Consider the following 17,486-nt stretch of genomic DNA (forward strand, 5'->3'; position numbering starts at 1 on the left):
GAATTACCCGTTAATTTTTTCAATCACAACTTTTGTGTATGGTTGACGGTGTCCTTGCTTACGACGGTAGTTCTTCTTCGCCTTAAACTTGTAGACAACCACTTTTTCGCCACGGCCATGTTTTTCAACTGTTGCCGTAACTGTAGCACCTTCAACTAAAGGAGCTCCTACTTTCAAGCTATCTCCACCTACCATCAATACATCCTCGAATGTTACTGACGCTCCAGCTTCAACATCTAGTTTTTCAACATAGATCGCTTGACCTTCTTCAACTCGAACTTGCTTACCACCAGTTTGAATAATTGCGTACATCAACGTGCACCTCCTCTTATACTCAGACTCGCCATCCCAGGTGTATATAAAATACTTAAAACCTGGTCTGTGCGGTTGGAGCGGGTGCTCCAAACACTAACGAAAAAAGGATACCATGTTTGGCACCCTTATGTCAATGTGAATCTTTTAACATCCTGCTTCTTATTTCAACTATTTTTCCTGATTGTCTGACTGTCATTTCCCGGTTTGACGAACCGATAGAAACAATCACTGTTATACCATGTTGATTCTCTAAAAGTTTAAGCTTGTCCGGATTTTTTTTCAACCATTCAGAATAGTGGCGTGGCACCTCAATCCACAATGCCTCATCATCTTCGTATGTGTATTCTTTCATTACACGATCCATCTCATAATAAAAGGTTTCTGGACGAATGATATAACCATCCATCATATGGCGGTCGAACCTTGTGGCAAGCGTCTCAAGTAATGAAGGTCGCTCTTTTTTTCTAGTCATCTCAAACAAACCCATTTTCGTAAAGCCGTGCAAAATTATCGTCGCAGAATCGTTCTTTAATGCTTCTCGCATAACTTTATTAATTTGTTCCTTGTCTTCATTTGATTGCATCGTAATAAAGTCAATGACGATCATGCCGGCAATGTTACGTAATCGAAGCTGTTTCATGATTTCTTTAGCAGCGATCTTATTGGTTTCAACTATAGTCTTCGATCGATCTTTTTTTCCAGTAAATTTACCGGTATTCACATCGATTACGGTCAATGCTTCTGTCACATTAAAATAAAGAGATGAACCATTCTTTAACCATACAAGTGGTGAAAGTGTTTTTTCGATGTCTGTTTCAATTCCTAATTTACGAAAAAGAGGTTCTTTTTCGTTATACAGCTTCACGGAAAATGGATTTTGAAAAGAAGCAGCATACTCTTTGACATGATGATACGTATCATAGTCATCCACTAAGATCTCTTCCACGTCATGGTTCAGCCATCTCTCTAAAAGTGGATAGAAAAAATGTGGTTGTACGATAAGAGCTGGTGCCTTTTTCGCATCAAAGCTTTTTTGAACTTCATTCAACTGTCTTCTCAGGCTTTCAAGCTCTTGATTCATTTCTACTTCAGGAAATTTTTCACAACCCGTTCGAATGATCAATCCTTCGTTACTACTTATGACAGAATCTCCCCATTCTTGCAGCATCGGGCGATGAGATTCTTTTATCTTTTTTGATATTCCAACGTGAGGAGTGAACGGAAAATAAACGAGAAGATGACCTGTAAACGAGATGAGGGCTGTTAATTTTGCGCCTTTATCTCCCGTCTCTTCTTTAACGACTTGGACTAGGATCGATTCTCCCTCTTTTATAAGGCTCGAGATGGATACTTTCTTTTGTTCCTCACTTGAAAGCTGTTGATAAGCAGGCAGATCATCTTTATGAAGAAAGCCGTTCTTTCTAGTTCCAATATCTACAAATACAGCTTGCATGCCAGGCAATACCTTTTGTACTTTACCCTTATAGATGTTTCCTGTTAATGGACTTTTCGTTGGTCTATGAACAGCACATTCTATAAGTTTTTCATTCTCTACCAAAGCTGTTCGTTTTTCCATTCCTATTGCATTAATTACTACACGCTGCATCGTTCCATTCACATCTCCCTGTTTTTCGCTCTGTATCCTATTCTAACGAAAAACTTTTCCGATTGCACATTCAGGAGAATGATTATGAAAATACGCTTCTAAAAGTTGTTTTTCATTGATCGTTGTAAGATTAAAATTTTTAATGACGATAGAATGCGAAACTCCTTTTACCAAGTGATGAGTAACTTTTGAAAGCGTCCATGTTGGAGGTACGATAATCGTACGGGTCCCTTTTATGTTTGATTGCTGCATTCTGTTCAACAAGAACCGCATAAATACATAATGTCTGCTACGCCATTCCAAAACATGAGCTAAGCCTAAGAAAAGACAGATTACCCAAAGGTTCAAATGTGATGGTTGTAAAGAAAGCTGCCATGCGCTGCCTATTACCAACAAAGCACCAGACGCTATTAAAAATTTCTGTTGTGCATCCCTGTATGGAATCCATTTTGATACAAGAGCAAATATTACTTTTCCACCATCGAGTGGCCATATTGGAAGAAGGTTAAATAAAAATAGGGTTAGGTTTAAAAGAAAAAACCAATAAAAATCATCAGCAGAGATGAGGTTAGCTTGACTTAAGATATAGGCGACTCCCGTAAGCCAAATGTGTTGTAACGGACCAAGAACAGCTACCCAAACCTCTTCGTGAATCGGACGTGTTCCATGTTCTTCAACTACGGCGGCGCCTCCGAAAGGAAGTAGATCTATTCTCGAAACTCTCCAATTAAAAAGACGGGCACCAGCAAAATGACCCATCTCATGAATAAGAACGACGAAAAACCAGACGATAATCTCCCTAAAATGCCCCGTATAGACTGCACCGAAAATGACAACCCAAAAGGCAGGATTAATCTTTATTTTTCGTATGAATTCCATTATTATTTTAATCAATATCAATCACCTTGCTAGGATCAATGAAACTTTTGTCTTTTTTAATCGCAAAGTAAAATTTACCCGACTTCCCATCCTTACTTCCGGATACTTTACCTAATCGTGTACCGCTTTCTACATAATTATATAACTTTATGGACTTATCAATTTCCTTAAGTTCTCCATACCACGATTCTTGTTCGTCCGAGTGTTGAATGATTACGGTATAACCCAAGTCTTCTTTTTTTCCAGCATATACGATGTAACCACTTTTCGATGTTTCGACATCTTCCTCTTTGCCCGTTTCAATCACGATTCCTTTGCCGTTCGTACTGAATGTCTCATATACCTTTCCATCTGCGGGAACAGCAAATACTTCACTGACTTCTTCCGTTTTCTTTTCTTTCTGTAACTTATCTTTTGGAAATAAAGCTAATGGTTTTCCAAATTTATCTTCATACCAATCTTTTGCAGCCGCAAACTGAAATTCATCTTGATAGACGTGTTTGATAAACTTTTGTGCTTGTACGGTATGATCATTATTATTCTTAAATGCAATTCCTACTATTAAGAATAAGATAATTGAAAACATGATCTGCATTAACATAGCATGACGGTTGAATAGAGGATGAGATTTTTCCGGTTCGTCCCTAGATGAGATAACCGTACTACTTTCTTTTGAACTGCCGTTCTTAGAAATATTACCGTACTTCTTTCGGATTTCATCTGCTCTATTTTTCATAACCGTTCCTCCATTTTTCTCATATATGTACATCCTATGACTTGTCCGTTGGAGATATGAGTAAATGGTCTAGAAGATTACTGCTTCAGATAAATCGTTATTGAGAGTAAGTTGATTTCCGCTCCAGGTTGCGCGCTTTCCATGGGGCGACCGGTGAGCCTCCTGCCGCTTCGCGCCGTTAGGAGTCTCCACCTGAGCGCTCGTCCCATAGGAGTCGGCAACCTTCCGCTCCAATCAACTTGCAAATGTAGCAAAAAAAACAAAACTTCTTGAGTCAACTTGAATGGACGATATATAGTGCAACACCACTTTTCTAGCTTCTCATAGGGTATGCGAAAAGAAAGCTCTCTCTTGTGGGTTTGGGAGCACAGATGCTTTTCCACACCTAAATCCGAGATGGCTCAAGGTTTAAAAACAAGCATCCTGAAAAGTAAATCAGCATTTAGAAACAACAAAGCATGTGTTAAAAAGTTTTTAAAAAACATCATTGACTAGTTGATTGGAGTGTAGGGTGCGAGACTCCTGCGGGACGAGCGGTCAGGTGAGACCCTTAAGGGCGCAAAGCGGCAAGGGGCTCACCGGTCGCCCCGCGGAAAGCGAGCATCCTGGAACGGAAATCAACTACTTTCAAATTTTACAGAGAAATAAGCCCAATAAAAAAAGCATCAGCGCTAAGCCGATGCTTTATTTCATGCCTAATAATGTTTTGATCTTCCCAAAGAAACCCTTGTCTTCTTCTAAAGATAGAAGCGGAACAGACTCACCTAATATTCTTCTAGCAATATTCCGGTAAGCAATTGAAGCTTTCGAGTCAGGCTGTAACGCAACGGGTTCACCTTTGTTCGCAGCTTTTATTACGCTCTCATCGTCAATTACGACTCCGAGAAGCTCGATAGAAAGCACGGAAACGATCTCATCAACATCTAACATATCACCGTTCTTTGCAAGATGATTGCGCAGACGATTTACAATAAGTTTAGGCGGTTCCATATCCTCTTGTTCTAAAAGCCCGATGATGCGGTCAGCATCACGCATAGAAGCAGTCTCAGGGTTTGTTACAACGATTGATTTATCCGCACCTGCAATGGCATTTTTAAAGCCTTGCTCAATACCTGCAGGACAGTCAATAATGACATAATCATAATCTTGCTTTAATTCCTGAACGATCTTTTTCACTTGTTCAGGGGTAATGGAAGATTTATCTTTTGTTTGAGCTGCTGGGAGCAGGTACAAACACTCAAAGCGCTTATCTTTTATTAATGCTTGTTTAAGCTTGCAGCGTTCTTCTGCAACATCAACAAGATCATAGATGATGCGATTTTCAAGTCCCATCAATACATCCAAGTTTCTCAACCCGATATCAGTATCTACAAGACATACTTTTTTCCCAGAAAGAGCTAGAGCAGTCCCTAAATTGGCAGAAGTCGTCGTTTTACCGACTCCACCTTTCCCAGACGTTATGACTATCGCTTCTCCCATGCTTCATTCCCCTTTCTATAGCAAACTGTTCAGTTTCGGTCTTAATCGATGAACAGCACTGATCCGATCAATACGAATCTGTTTTTCTTCATTGGATATGTAAGCAAATTCCATCTCATTTCCTAGTTCCGGATAAGAGTCTGGTGCTCGATTAATATGGTGAGCAATCCTAAGTTGAGAAGGTTTCATTACGGATGCTGCAATGATCGCTTCTTCGTTGCCTTTCGTGCCGCAGTGAGCGATTCCTTTTAGCGAACCAAGAATGTAAATATTCCCTGTCGCCATAACAGTTGCTCCAGGATTAACATCGCCAATCAGAAGCAGGTCTCCTTGAATATCAAGCACCTGACCTGATCTGACGACTTTTGATACCGTTACAACTTGAGCATCTTTTCTCATCTCTTCGGCTTCAGCTTTTGTGATAACCTCTGACTCAATATGATCTAAGTTAAGATTTTCTTTTTGTTTAAGAACTTCAATTAATCTCTCTTTTTGTTCAGCTGTCAAATAACGATTCCCTGCTTTTACTTTAACGGATATAACAGGTCCGTTTAACATTTGGCTGCTTCCGGCGGTTAATTTATCATTAAGCTCCTCGACTAATAGATCGAAGGAACACTTATCATCCAACAATAAAACGAGGCCGTCTTTTGTTCCTTTAATTGTTACGTTGTGCTGGAGTTTTTGTACCATTGCCATTGTTCACCTCAACGTACTAACATTCGACAGCTAGGTCTAAATTCCTCTTTGCAGAAGTTAGTTTTCTTTTAGAGTATCCTTAATTTGGTTCAACTGCTTTACAAACGGATAATAAATGAGTATCGCAAAGAAACCGTTTAAGATGAGGGTAGGCAACAATCTTTTATACAGGAATACATCTAACATCTGAGTACTGATCCCTATAAGACTGTTCAAACCGTATACAAAAAACTCTAATATGGAAACTCCTACTACGGACAGAAGCAACGTCACGATCAAGTTCCCAAATAAATACCTAGAAAAGATTGATGTAATGTAGGCAGTAGCTGCCATAGAAAACAAATAAACACCAATGATGTCTGTATACAGAAGATCAGTGAGCAAACCAAAAGCAAGCCCATACAAAAGTCCGTATGTGGTGTTTACATACATGGCAACAAACAAGATTAGTACCATTGAAAAACGGGGAACCAGTTGCCACTCCATACTATTATCCTGAGGCAAGAAAGCTTGTACTAAAGAACTTTCACTAATAAAAGCTAGATAGATAAGAAAAGGAAGAAAGACTTTTTTCATCATTCTTCCTCCTTTTCTCTTAAACTTTCATCCACTGCAGGCATTTCGCGTTCTAACACCATCACATGATCTAAATCATAAAGATCTGCTGAAGGCTTTAGATAAGCCGTTTGTGTCAAGCCCACTTCATCTGGTTCGATATCAATAACTTCTCCGATGAGCAGGTTAGGTGGAAAAACATCTCCAAGACCTGAGGTAATAACCTTTTGGCCTTTTTTGATCTTTGCATCTACCGGAATCTTTTTAAACACTAACGCTTGTTTTTTGGCATCATAACCTTCGATTGTTCCAAAGATATTTTTCTCTCCTTGAACGATAGCAGAGAAACGATTCGTCCGATCATTGTCACTAATCAACTGAACCGTTGACTGGAACAAGGAGACATTAGTTACTTTCCCAATAAATCCTTGTGGTGAAATGACTGCCATCTTTGGTTTAATACCGTCTTTTTCCCCTTTATTGATGTAGATAAATTGATTCCACTGGTCAGGGGAGCGGCCGATCACAGTCGCCTCTCTCACTTTAAAATCTGTGAGATCTTCTTCTTTGTCTAATTGTGCTTTAAGTGTTTCGTTTGTTTTTTTAACTTCCTCATACTGTACATAAAGTTTCGCGTACTCATCTAACCTAGCTTTTAACATTTGATTCTCTTTGTAGAGCTGCTTCATTTCAGCTAAATTCTCAAAGAAACCCGCTAGTGTATTAGCGGGTTTATAGAAAATCGTTTGTGTTAGTCCTGCAGAATCTTTTAAAAACTGTTCAGGTAAGGTTAGGCTTTCCCTTTTTTTCATCGAAAAACCAATCAGTGCTACTAGAATAATAATACTAACTAGCAGAATGATAAGGCGCTTATTCGAAAAAAAATGTGGCATGAAAATACACCTTCTTACTTGGATTTAGATCTAGAAGTTATACCAGCCTTGGATTTAAAAAGGTGCAGGTTTTCAAGGGCACGGCCAGTTCCAACTGCTACACAATCCAACGCGTTCTCAGCCACGATAACAGGCATCTTCGTCTCTTCACTGATTACTTTATCCAAGTTTCTTAATAAAGCACCTCCACCAGTTAGAACAATACCCCGATCCATAATATCAGCAGCAAGTTCTGGTGGTGTTTTCTCAAGAGTTACTTTAACAGCATCCATAATGCTGTTTACAGTATCACGCAACGCACTGGAAACTTCTTCCGCCGTAATCGTAATCGTTTTTGGAAGACCTGTCAACAAATCTCTACCACGGATGTCCATATCCTCAATACCGTCCGGCGCACCAGCAGAACCTACTTCTAGCTTAAGAGTTTCAGCCGTTCTTTCACCGATCATAAGATTATAAGTCTTCTTAATATAAGCGATGATTGCATCATCCATTTCATCCCCAGCAATACGGATTGACTGGCTTGTAACGATTCCACCTAGAGAAATGATAGCAACCTCAGTCGTTCCTCCACCGATATCAACGACCATACTTCCTGTTGGCTCCCATACAGGAAGATCTGCACCAATTGCAGCAGCAAAAGGTTCTTCGATCGTGTAAGCTTCACGAGCTCCCGCTTGTTTAGTCGCATCTTCGACCGCACGTTTTTCAACTGCAGTAATTCCTGATGGCACACATACCATTACATAAGGTTTACGCGCAAAAACAGAACGGTTTTTTTGGGCTTGCTGAATAAAGTATTTCATCATTGTAGCTGTTGTTTCAAAATCAGCAATAACTCCATCTTTCATTGGTCGTACGGCAACGATATTACCAGGAGTACGTCCAATCATATTCTTAGCAGCATTACCTACCGCTTCAATTGAACCTGTGTCAGTACGCAAAGCAACAACGGAAGGTTCACGCACAACAACACCCTTGCCCTTCACGTAAACAAGTGTGTTTGCAGTTCCTAAATCAATTCCTAAATCTCTTGAAAATCCACCAAACATTTATGTAGACTCCTTTCATCAAGCAAAACTCATAAGTTTGATTATACGCTAAAAAAGAAACAAAAGACAATGTTAAACATATCCTTTTTCTTTTAAACTTACGTATCTTTGATCACCTATTATGATGTGATCCAACACTTCAATTCCTAACATCTTTCCGCACTCTACTAATCTTTTTGTCACTTCAATATCTTCCCTGCTTGGGGCAGGATCACCACTAGGATGATTGTGAAAACAAATAATTGAAGCACTAGAGCGTTTGAAGCCCTCTTTAAATACTTCTCTCGGATGTACAATTGAAGTATTCAGACTTCCTATAAATACAGTTTTTTTATAAAGCACTTGATTTTTAGTGTTTAAATATAAACAAACGAAGTGTTCTTGCTGTAAAAAACGCAGTTCATCCATTAGGTACCTAGCTCCATCTTCAGGGGAACGTATCGTGTACCTTTCTTCAAACTGAAGACGACTGATACGCTTTCCAATCTCAATGGCAGCCATTAGTTCCACTGCTTTCGCGGATCCTATACCGTTGATCTCTTTCAATTCACCAATTGTTGCTTCTTTTAGATGTCTCAATCCTTCAAATTGCTGAATGATATGATGAGCAAGCTGGATAGCAGACATTTGTTTCGTACCCGTTCTTAAAAGAATAGCTAACAATTCATAGTTGGAGAGTGCTTCAGGACCATCGTTTAGCAGTCTTTCTCGAGGCCTCTCCTGTAATGGGTAATCTTTTATCATAAGCGGCTTCGTTACCACTTACGTCCCCCCTATTATTCAGTCTTCGTGACTGACTCGGTGAATGAAAACCCGAATTCTTTTAGTGATCGGACCACTTTAGAAATCGGTAACCCTACAACATTGAAATAATCACCTTCGATTTTATCAACTAATAGTGACCCGGATCCTTGGATTCCATAGCCTCCAGCTTTATCAAATGGTTCACCTGTGTTTAAGTACCATTCAATTGTATTTTCATCTAAAGTGTGAAAAGTAACATTTGTCTTTACAGAGAAAATCACTTTTTTTGTTTCGTCTATTAAGCAGACCCCCGTGTAAACTTCATGTGTTTGACCTGAGAGCATCCTTAACATTTCGGCAGCTTCCATCCGATCCTTCGGTTTACCAAGACGATTATTCTGATAAGATACGATTGTATCTGCACCTAAGATCACACAATCTGGTTTTTGAGTAAAAATGTCTGCTGCTTTCTGCTCAGCAAGTGATTCTACCAGTCGACTTGGAGTAAGGGAATGATCCATTTTTTCTTCAAGTGTACTTGGATACGTTTCAAATGGAAGAAGCGTTAATGACAGAAGTTCATATCTTCGAGGTGAAGCAGAGGCTAATATGAGGCGTTTCATGTAATCACCTTTCATCTAATTCATTGATGTATAGTTACGTACAGATTTACAATAGCAAACTTGTTAAAATTAGACAAATTACGCCGAAAAACATACTTCTATTAGTTTTTCGGTTCTTTACAGTATTTTATGAGGGCAAATAATTAATTTCATTGACGAATTCCGACAAAATTCTTAAAACCTATCAAATAACACATTTTGTCTTACACTCATTTCTTTCACCCAGTCTTGTTGAAAACTAAAAAAGTATGACTCAAGAATCGAGCCATACCCTAAGTTTCTATAGTTTCTTCATTTCTACAAGAATTGTTGCTTTCACATCCTTGTCTCCTTTGATAGTTGATTGGAGTTGAAGATGCGTGCCTGCCACCTGAAATACATCTCGCAAGGCATGCGACGAGGAAGCATACTGCGGTAGCATTGACTTGTAGACGCAGGAGCAAGGAGCATAAGGCGGGCAGGTGAGAAACTCATACGTGAAACGTACGAATGTGGCTCACCGTCTGCCCCGCAAAAAGCGAGCAACCTGGAAATTAACTACTCTCTTAAACGCAACATTGCATAAAGCAAACAGTTATTTATTTTAATGTAGCAAGCAGCTTCGTATAAGACTGCAGGCTATCCATTACTTTTTGCTGAAACGCCCAGTTCAGCTCTCCCTTTTTCGAATCCTTTAAAGCTAGAAAAGCTCCTTCGAGCTGTTTTTCAAAATCTGATGCCGCTTTTGTTGTACTTTCACTCCACTTCCCTTTTTGCCCTTTTCCATATTCTTTCCACTTGTTAAAATCGCTAAGCGTCCGATCAAGACCTGACCCACTTGCTTCTGGCATCTGAGAAAGGGTGAGCGTATTTTGAAGTAGAATCTGCCCATTCGTAAAATAGGTTTCGTCTAGCTTTGTTGGTGTTCTCAATTGATCGAAAGAAAAAGAGAGCGATTTAAAAAGTGGCTTATCCATTTCTTTTTGATAGGCCTCATTAAATTTATCTAATTGATGCTTCTCATTTCCAATGCCCACGATAACAGAATACTTCTCTTCTTCAGCTTTAAAAACAACGGCTGAAAATCCTTTCTCTTCTATGGACTTAACAACTCCTTCAGCTCGATCTTTTGATGAGAAGACACCGGCTTGAAGTGCTGAGAATTCTAATTTGATCGGCCTGATAGTTACAGATTTACCAGTGTCAGCTACTTTTTCTGTGTGAACTGTTGCAGCTTCGGTCACTTTATCTCCAGCCTCCGTTATATCGGAAGAGAATACTGTTAAGACTAATACTCCTAAAATGGTCCCCGTAACGATAGCCCCTATAATTGCTGCAACAATTTGCTTAGGAAAGCCTTTCCCATTATTCGGTACAAGGAAGCTTGTCCTCTTGTTTAACACATATCCGTTCTTTCTTTTAAAAAAGTTTTCACGTTTCTTAAGAGAAGTTGCCAGAATCGTATATCCGCCTCTGTTCACTTCCTCGATGGCAGCAGCAACCTCATTCTGAACGTGCTGCTCTTTAACTGGTGTTTGATCTTCGTTATAGTTCTTTTCTTTACCATTGATTAAGATGGATATCTCTTGTTTCATATCATCCGCTCCTCTCTATCATCTACTAAAACATATGCTTTTTTCGTTTTAATAGAACATAAAAAGGTAGAAACATAAAAAAATCTAGGCGAATTACTCCCTAGATTTTTTATCCGATATAAGCGGCAACTTTATTTCTTCCTTGTTGTTTTGCACCTGTATACATGGCACGATCTGCGTTTCGTACTAACGTAAGAGCATCTTCTCCTTGATGAGGAGCGGTAGCAACCCCGATACTTGCAGTTATGTAGATCGTATGTCTGCATTGATCGGTGAGGTCATTATGAATATCAAATCCTTGATTAGAAATAACAGAACGAAGCTGTTCAGCTAATTGGATACCTTCTTTGTCTCCTGATTCAGGCAGCAAGATAATAAACTCTTCTCCACCATATCTTGCAACTGTTCCTCGGTCTCCAATAAATTCTTCTAACCTTCTAGCTAAGAGGATCAATACTTCATTTCCACTTTGATGACCGTATGTATCATTTACCTTTTTAAAGTGATCAATATCCAATAAGATGATTGAGAACTGCTTTCTAAAATACTCATAATTTTGGTACATTTCCGTTAGAATGCTCTCAAAATATCGGTAATTATATAAACCAGTTAGAGGACATTGTTCACTTTTTAACTTTGTGGATTCGTAGTTTCTTGCATTATCGATCGCTACAGCCAAATAGTTTGCTAAAATCTCAAGGATGATAAGGTGATGCTTTTGAAAGGCGTGTTTTTCTTTAGATGCAAAGGTGATAATACCGACGATCTTTTGATTTCTGATCATAGGCACCGAGAGTACAGATTGTGCTTTTCCTTGAAAGAAAACGTCCGATATCTTTCGCCATGGCTTTAGTTTGCTATAACGTATACTTTTTCCTGTGGACCACACTCTTCCACTGATCGCTTCATGTTTTTTAATAGGAACTGTGGTGAGAATGCCTTCTTCACTTTCATATTGACGGATGATTTTTAGATGTTCACCCGCATCAGCATCATAAATAAACGCAAAATCGACATGCATAAAACCAATCAGTCTTTCTATAAAAACATCCAATATGTGATTTACCTTTAGATGTTCAGAAAGCTGCTGTCCGATCTCACTCGCTTTTTGAAGAGAATCATTAATCTGCTGACTGACATGATAGAGATTTATAATGATAGATAATGAAAGAAATGGTAGGCCGACATAAAAGATTCCAGGACGCCCGAGCTGAGAATATAGAACATATAGCATGAGACCAACAGGAATGGCTAGAACTTCAGATACGAAGTCCCATACCGCATCACGTTCAAAAAAAGCAACATCCTCTTCGTAAAGTACTTTTACGATAAAGTAAAGTCCAACGTGGTTTAAAACTAGTCCTGTTAATACATAAGCTATTACAGGAATCAGATTAATAGATTCGTCCACTGCAAACGGTCCCACTTCACCTCCTAAGAGATGAAATACTGTACTTTCGCAGATAATTATCCATGTAAACATGAGGGTGTTCGCCATATATCTGTAATATTCTTTTATAACATGAGCCTTTAATGAGATAAACATGGCTAAAACAGACAACAAAGTCATATATAAAGCAACAGTCAGCCCATAGTATAGAAATACGGCTAAGTTAATACCTGACATGAAAGAGATGTTCGTATTCATCACTTTGATCGGGAAACAAGATACAACGATCGCTAAAAAGCTGATAATACCAAGATCTATTACATTGATATCAGGCTGATTACTCGTCATCTGAACAGCTGTCCAAATAGCGAGTGGAAATAAGAAAATCCATGCCACTGTAAGAATCATACGTTTTTTTCTACTTGCCATACGAGACGCCACCACCTTGTCCCCCTTTCAAATAAGAAATGTTTAAAATACACATCTTTTTTACTAGGACAAATTCATTATCTTTTATTTTATCAAAAGTTCAAAAAATTACAATAAATGTTATTCCAAATTTTGAAATGTTTTTCTAATTTCTGAAATAAAGTAGAGCGAACCTGTAATGATGAGAATATCATCTTCCTGTAATTGCTCTTTTAAATGTTGCAACGCCTCTCTCCAAGAAGGAATGCTATATGAATTTTCCAAAGGGCTTTCTCTCAATAATTGTTCTGCAGTTGCGGCTCTTGGAAAATCAAAGGTCGTAAAGCACGCTTCGTACACGACACTTACTAAGTCTTGCATCATCGTTGCATACGCCTTATCTTCTAATGCCGCAAACAAAAGGAAGATTCGCTTAGAGCCATAATGATTGATCAGTGTTTGTTTAAGTGCTGCAACACCTTGCTCGTTATGAGCTCCGTCAATGATTATATCGGGTGAATGTGATACTTTTTCAAATCTTCCAGCCCAATTTGCTTTGCGAAGTCCATCCGTTACCGTAGAAAGCGGAATATCAAACTTATGAGACCTTGTTAAATACTTAATAGCCGCCACCGCTAGCCCTGCATTCTTAATCTGGTGCGTTCCCATCATAGAAATCTCAAATTCTACACCTATATGATCTTCGGAATCTGTATAGATAAACCTTTCACCATTATGTGTACTTTCAAGGTGCACAACAGAAAAATCACGATCAAGGAAATAGTTTTCTGCATTCATTTCCTTTGCTTTACGATCGATGACTTCACGTGCCTCGGTCTGATCTGCTGTAGTAATGACAGGTACCTTATGCTTAATGATTCCGGCCTTTTGAAAAGCAATCTCTTTTAGCGTTTCGCCGAGTATGCCCATATGATCATAGCCTATGTTTGTAATGAGGCTTAAGATCGGCGTTATAACGTTCGTAGAATCGTAAAGACCCCCTAGTCCTGTTTCGTATATAACAATATCAGGTTGTTTGTCAGCGAAGTATTGAAGTGAAATGACGGTAATCACTTCAAACTCGGTAGGACTTCCTAGTTCCGTTAAAGAAACTTCTTCTACTAGTGGCTTTAATAATCTTGCATAATGAAGCAGTTCTTCATCTGCAATAGGTACACTGTTCAATGCTACCCTCTCATTGAAGGAAATGAGATAAGGTGACGTAAATGTACCTACCGAATAACCCGCTTCATTCATGATACTTCTTATATATTCTACAGTTGAACCCTTACCGTTCGTGCCTGCAATATGTATACACGTTATCTTCCTTTCGGGATTGCCTGTTCGTTTTAGGAGCCATTCCACTCGTTTCAGGCCTGGTTTTATTCCAAATTTTAATAAGCTATGAATCCACTCTAGTGCTTCCTTGTAAGAATTCAAGTTAATTCCGCCCTTCTAATCATAAAGAAGGCGAATCCCTTTGCTAAAATAAGGATTCGCCTCATATTGATAATGGTTAGCTTTGAAGTTCTTTAATACGTGCCAATACGTTATCATATTTCTCTTGATAATCCGCTTCTTTTGCACGCTCTTCTTCTATTACCTTTTCAGGTGCCTTCTTCATAAATCCTTCATTGCTTAATTTTTTCTGTACGCGCTCTACTTCCTTCGCGTATTTTTCTGCTTCTTTTTCAAGTCTTTTAATTTCTTCATCAATATTTAATAACCCTTCAAGTGGAAGGTACATTTCTAAACCTGTTAAAATCGTGCTCATGCTCTTCTCAGGTGCCGAGATCTCGTCTGAGATGATGAGTTCACCAGGGTTACAGAAACGAACTAAATAGTGTCGATTTGATTCAAGAGCTGTAAGAATTTCTTTATTCTTTGGTTTGATCTGCAGTTCGATCGGCTTACTAGGTGCAACGTTCATTTCAGAACGAATGTTACGAACTGAACGGATCACCTCTGTAATGAGCGCAAATTCTTTTGCTGCTTCAGGAAAATGAAGGTCTTCGCGCTTTTCTGGCCAAGCAGCAATGGTGATCGATTCACCCTTATGAGGCAAGTGCTGCCAGATCTCTTCTGTTATAAACGGCATGAAAGGATGAAGCAATCTTAACGTATGGTCTAACACATGAGCTAGAACAGAACGAGTTGTTTTCTTCGCTTCTTCGTCTTCCCCATAGAGTGGAAGTTTCGCCATTTCGATGTACCAGTCACACAGGTCATCCCAGATAAAGTTATAGAGCAGGCGTCCCACTTCACCGAATTCGTAAGCATCGATCAAACGTGTGATATCTTCTGCTGTTTCATTCAATCGAGTGAGAATCCATTGATCTGCTAATGATTTCTTTCCGCTTAGATCAATCTCATCGTATTGCATGCCATCCATGTTCATCAAAGCGAAACGAGATGCGTTCCAGATCTTATTAGCAAAGTTCCAAGTAGACTCTACTTTTTCCCAATAAAAACGGAGGTCGTTTCCTGGTGAACTTCCTGTAGATAAGAAGAAACGCAATGCATCAGCGCCATACTTCTCGATAACATCCATCGGGTCAACACCATTGCCGAGTGATTTACTCATCTTTCTCCCTTCGGAGTCACGAACGAGACCGTGAATCAACACATCATTAAATGGCTTTTGTTCCGTAAACTCGATCGATTGGAAGACCATTCTTGAAACCCAGAACGTAATGATATCGTAACCTGTTACGAGTACGTTTCCTGGGAAGTAGCGCTTGTAATCAGCAGCTTCCTCGTCTGGCCAACCCATCGTTGAGAACGGCCATAGAGCAGATGAGAACCACGTGTCTAGAACATCTGTATCCTGCTCCCAATTTTCCGGGTCTTTTGGTTCTGTCTTACCAACGTAAATCTCTCCCGTTTCTTTATGGAACCATGCAGGGATTCGGTGACCCCACCAAAGCTGACGAGAGATACACCAATCACGAATGTTTTCTATCCAACGCATATACGTGTTCTCGAAGCGGTCAGGAACAAAGTTTATCTTATCTTCACCTTTTTGAAGCTTGATCGCTTCGTCAGCTAACGGCTGCATCTTAACAAACCATTGTGTTGAAAGATATGGTTCAACAACTGCTCCACTACGCTCAGAGTGACCAACAGAATGAATATGCTCTTCGATCTTGAACAATACACCTTGCTCCTGAAGATCTTTAACGATCTGCTTTCGGCACTCAAACCGGTCTAGTCCTTGGTAAGCACCAGCATTGTCGTTCATCTGACCGCCTTCATCCATTACAAGGATACGCTCAAGGTTGTGTCTGTTACCGATCTCAAAGTCATTCGGATCATGCGCAGGTGTGATTTTTACAGCGCCTGAACCAAATTCCATATCAACATAATCATCTCCAACAATTTCGATCTCACGTCCAACGATTGGCAGAATCGCTTTCTTACCTATTAGATGCTGATAACGCTCATCTTTCGGATGTACAGCGATCGCTGTATCACCCAGCATCGTCTCAGGACGAGTTGTAGCTACTTCGATATGTCCAGACCCATCTGCTAGTGGATATTTCATATGATAGAACGCACCTTGAACATCTTGGTGGATAACTTCAATATCAGAAAGAGCTGTTTTCGTTTGTGGGTCCCAGTTGATGATGTACTCACCGCGGTAGATTAATCCTTTTTCATATAGGGTAACGAAAACCTCTTTAACTGCATCAGATAATCCCTCATCTAATGTAAAGCGCTCACGAGAATAATCTAGACCAAGCCCTAGTTTTGCCCATTGCTGACGAATGAACTCAGCATACTCTTCTTTCCATTCCCAAGACTTCTCTAAGAACTTTTCACGGCCTAAGTCGTATCGAGATATCCCTTCTTCACGAAGCTTCCCTTCTACTTTTGCTTGGGTCGCAATACCGGCGTGGTCCATCCCAGGGAGCCACAGAACATCGTATCCTTGCATACGTTTTGTTCGCGTTAAGATATCTTGAAGCGTAGTGTCCCATGCGTGCCCGAGGTGCAGTTTTCCTGTAACGTTAGGAGGTGGGATTACAATCGTATACGGCTGTTTTCCTTCCTCACTCTTTGCTTCAAAAAATTTGCCTTTTAACCAAAAATCATAACGATTTTCTTCAGTAGCCTTCGGATCGTATTTCGTTGGCATCGTCAGTTCTTTCTGTTCGTTCGTCATTCTATTCTCCTCCTTTATTTCTAAAAAACAAAAAAGCCCTTTCGTCAAAAAGGACGAAAGGACTCCGCGGTACCACCTTTATTTACAGCAAGTCTAAATAAACTTGCTGTACACTCATGAATAACGGATGGACCGTCTTCTCCTACTTCGATTTTCAGAGAAGATGCTCAAGGGCGACTTCCAACTAACTCTCCTTAAGGATTCTTTCAGCAGATGAATCCTCTCTCTAAAAGGTGTTGTGTTGTACTATTCCCTGTCTACGCGACAATATAGAATCTGAATATATTTTATACAACTTATCTGTTTTTAGTCAATAGTATTGCCGTAACTTGTAAAAGTTATTCTATGCCTTTGAACCTCCTTTGGTG

The 17,486-nt window shown here is 39.5% G+C and carries 15 protein-coding genes and 2 other annotated features; all 15 genes read right to left on the minus strand.

All coding sequences use genetic code 11. From position 1 onward, the window contains the following. Positions 1–3: 3 nt before the first annotated feature. Positions 4–312, minus strand: coding sequence for a 50S ribosomal protein L21 (gene rplU / locus I5J82_RS11200; RefSeq protein ID WP_066396525.1), 309 nt, complete (start codon positions 310–312; stop codon positions 4–6). A gap of 14 nt (positions 313–326) precedes the next feature. Beyond that, positions 327–399: a sequence feature (ribosomal protein L21 leader region), on the minus strand. Positions 400–445: 46 nt separating this feature from the next. Beyond that, positions 446–1,921 carry an Rne/Rng family ribonuclease gene (locus I5J82_RS11205; RefSeq protein WP_198767915.1) on the minus strand — a complete coding sequence of 492 codons (1,476 nt, stop codon included), beginning with the start codon at positions 1,919–1,921 and terminating at the stop codon, positions 446–448. 42 nt (positions 1,922–1,963) lie between these two features. After that, a complete protein-coding gene (locus tag I5J82_RS11210; protein WP_198767916.1) occupies positions 1,964–2,815 on the minus strand; it encodes a site-2 protease family protein in 852 nt (283 codons plus the stop codon). Continuing rightward, positions 2,808–3,536 carry a M23 family metallopeptidase gene (locus I5J82_RS11215; protein ID WP_198767917.1) on the minus strand — a complete coding sequence of 243 codons (729 nt, stop codon included), beginning with the start codon at positions 3,534–3,536 and terminating at the stop codon, positions 2,808–2,810. The genes I5J82_RS11210 and I5J82_RS11215 overlap by 8 nt, the downstream gene beginning before the upstream one ends. A gap of 684 nt (positions 3,537–4,220) precedes the next feature. After that, entirely contained in the window at positions 4,221–5,015 is a 795-nt protein-coding gene (gene minD / locus I5J82_RS11220) for a septum site-determining protein MinD (RefSeq protein WP_198767918.1), read from the minus strand. A 15-nt stretch (positions 5,016–5,030) separates the two neighbouring features. Then, on the minus strand, positions 5,031–5,708 hold the full coding sequence (gene minC, locus I5J82_RS11225; protein ID WP_198767919.1) for a septum site-determining protein MinC: 678 nt from the start codon (positions 5,706–5,708) through the stop codon (positions 5,031–5,033). A 63-nt stretch (positions 5,709–5,771) separates the two neighbouring features. Beyond that, the gene (mreD, locus tag I5J82_RS11230) at positions 5,772–6,290 is read right to left on the minus strand and encodes a rod shape-determining protein MreD (RefSeq protein ID WP_198767920.1); all 519 of its coding nucleotides are present in this window, start codon (positions 6,288–6,290) and stop codon (positions 5,772–5,774) included. Further along, positions 6,290–7,162 carry a rod shape-determining protein MreC gene (gene mreC, locus I5J82_RS11235; protein WP_198767921.1) on the minus strand — a complete coding sequence of 291 codons (873 nt, stop codon included), beginning with the start codon at positions 7,160–7,162 and terminating at the stop codon, positions 6,290–6,292. The genes mreD and mreC overlap by 1 nt, the downstream gene beginning before the upstream one ends. A gap of 14 nt (positions 7,163–7,176) precedes the next feature. Then, positions 7,177–8,214, minus strand: a complete 1,038-nt coding sequence (locus I5J82_RS11240) for a rod shape-determining protein (RefSeq protein ID WP_137788747.1) — start codon at positions 8,212–8,214, stop codon at positions 7,177–7,179. A gap of 72 nt (positions 8,215–8,286) precedes the next feature. After that, positions 8,287–8,958: a RadC family protein gene (gene radC, locus I5J82_RS11245; RefSeq protein ID WP_197132108.1), complete on the minus strand. Its 672-nt coding sequence runs from the start codon at positions 8,956–8,958 to the stop codon at positions 8,287–8,289. A gap of 32 nt (positions 8,959–8,990) precedes the next feature. Further along, positions 8,991–9,581 carry a Maf family protein gene (locus tag I5J82_RS11250; protein ID WP_198767922.1) on the minus strand — a complete coding sequence of 197 codons (591 nt, stop codon included), beginning with the start codon at positions 9,579–9,581 and terminating at the stop codon, positions 8,991–8,993. A 578-nt stretch (positions 9,582–10,159) separates the two neighbouring features. Next, positions 10,160–11,155: an SPOR domain-containing protein gene (locus I5J82_RS11255; RefSeq protein ID WP_198767923.1), complete on the minus strand. Its 996-nt coding sequence runs from the start codon at positions 11,153–11,155 to the stop codon at positions 10,160–10,162. 109 nt (positions 11,156–11,264) lie between these two features. Then, a complete protein-coding gene (locus tag I5J82_RS11260) occupies positions 11,265–12,974 on the minus strand; it encodes a GGDEF domain-containing protein (RefSeq protein WP_198767924.1) in 1,710 nt (569 codons plus the stop codon). A 120-nt stretch (positions 12,975–13,094) separates the two neighbouring features. Continuing rightward, positions 13,095–14,393 (minus strand): bifunctional folylpolyglutamate synthase/dihydrofolate synthase, encoded by a 1,299-nt coding sequence (locus I5J82_RS11265; RefSeq protein WP_233096466.1) that lies wholly within the window; start codon positions 14,391–14,393, stop codon positions 13,095–13,097. Between the two features lie 76 nt (positions 14,394–14,469). Further along, positions 14,470–17,118 (minus strand): valine--tRNA ligase, encoded by a 2,649-nt coding sequence (locus I5J82_RS11270; RefSeq protein ID WP_198767925.1) that lies wholly within the window; start codon positions 17,116–17,118, stop codon positions 14,470–14,472. 46 nt (positions 17,119–17,164) lie between these two features. Further along, positions 17,165–17,387 (minus strand) — a binding site (T-box leader). Positions 17,388–17,486 lie beyond the last annotated feature (99 nt).

Origin of the sequence: Fictibacillus halophilus (assembly GCF_016401385.1) — a bacterium.
Taxonomy (GTDB): Bacteria; Bacillota; Bacilli; order Bacillales; family Fictibacillaceae; genus Fictibacillus; species Fictibacillus halophilus.